Source organism: Proluteimonas luteida, from assembly GCF_021191695.1.
GTDB lineage: Bacteria > Pseudomonadota > Gammaproteobacteria > Xanthomonadales > Xanthomonadaceae > Luteimonas > Luteimonas luteida.
The window spans coordinates 1-1,216 of the sequence record NZ_JAIWPT010000046.1 but is presented as its reverse complement, the minus strand read 5'-3'; the positions used below and the strand labels follow the sequence as shown (position 1 = coordinate 1,216).

The window sequence follows — 1,216 nt, the reverse complement described above, 5'->3', positions numbered from 1 at the left end:
TGTAATGACCCACTGATTTCCTGCTCAGGTGTTACTTTCCGAAGGAGACACCGATGAGCCAAGTGATGGACGAAGAGATCAAGCGTTGGACGGCGCGGCGCAAGTCGGCGCTGGTGCTGGAGATCATCCAGGGCCGGACCACCGTGGCCGAGGCTGCGCGCCAGTTCGACCTGACCCCAGCCGAGATCGAGGACTGGGTGGATCAGGGCAAGGCCGGCATGGAGAACGCTTTGCGGGCCAAGCCAGAGGATGTCCGCGAGCAGTATGAGCGACAGCTCAAGGACCTGCAGGAAGCCTATGGCGAGGCGATGCTGGAGCTGCGCGCCCGAAAAAAATTGCAGTCCCTGCTGGGCAAGGACGAGACCTGATGGTCACGATCCAGCAGGGACTACGGGAGGATGGCTTCCAGGTGTCGATGGTGAAGTTGTGCCGCTGGTTCGGCGTGGCCCGACGGAGCGTGTACTACAAGCCGACCAAGGCGGCGCCGGTGGTGAAGCCGGAACTGGCCGGGCCGATCAAGGCACTGATCGAGGCCGAGCCCTCGTTCGGCTACCGGACGGTGGCGGCGCTGCTGGGGATGAACAAGAACACCGTGCAGCGGATCTTCCAGCTCGAGGGCTGGCAGTGTCGTCAGCGGCCGGTCGGCCATCGGCCACGGATCGAGGCCTTGCCCTCGGTGGCCTCGGCGCCGGACGAGCGCTGGGCGACGGACCTGTGCCGGATCTGGGGTGGCCGTGACGGCTGGCTTGTCTTGGCCCTGGTCATCGACTGCTTCACGCGCCAGTTGCTGGGCTGGCAGCTGTCGCGCAGCGGCAAAGCCAGCACGGCCGCTGCGGCGCTGGAACAGGCGCTGATCGCCCGGTTCGGGAGCTTGGGACGCGTCCGTCAGCCCTTCCTGTTGCGCTCGGACAATGGCCTGGTCTTCACCAGCCGGGCCTATACCCGGCTGGTGAAGAGCTACGGCCTGCAACAGGAGTTCATCACGCCGCACTGCCCGCAGCAGAACGGGATGGTCGAGCGGGTGATCCGGACCCTGAAGGAGCAGTGTGTGCACCGGCAGCGCTTCGAAAGCCTGACCCACGCCAGCCGTGCGATCGGCGACTGGATCCACTTCTACAACCACCAGCGCCCGCACCAGGCGCTGGGCATGAAAACACCCGCCCAGGCGCATGCCTTAGCGGCCTGACCTGTGCAGAAACTGCTGGGTCATTACACC

The 1,216-nt window shown here is 65.2% G+C and carries 2 protein-coding genes; both read left to right on the top strand.

From position 1 onward, the window contains the following. Positions 1-53 precede the first annotated feature (53 nt). On the top strand, positions 54-368 hold the full coding sequence (locus LDO26_RS18125; RefSeq protein WP_232132491.1) for a DUF1153 domain-containing protein: 315 nt from the start codon (positions 54-56) through the stop codon (positions 366-368). Then, complete coding sequence (locus LDO26_RS18120) at positions 368-1,186, top strand: IS3 family transposase (protein ID WP_232132490.1); 819 nt, start codon at positions 368-370, stop codon at positions 1,184-1,186. The genes LDO26_RS18125 and LDO26_RS18120 overlap by 1 nt, the downstream gene beginning before the upstream one ends. The last annotated feature ends 30 nt before the right edge of the window (positions 1,187-1,216 follow it).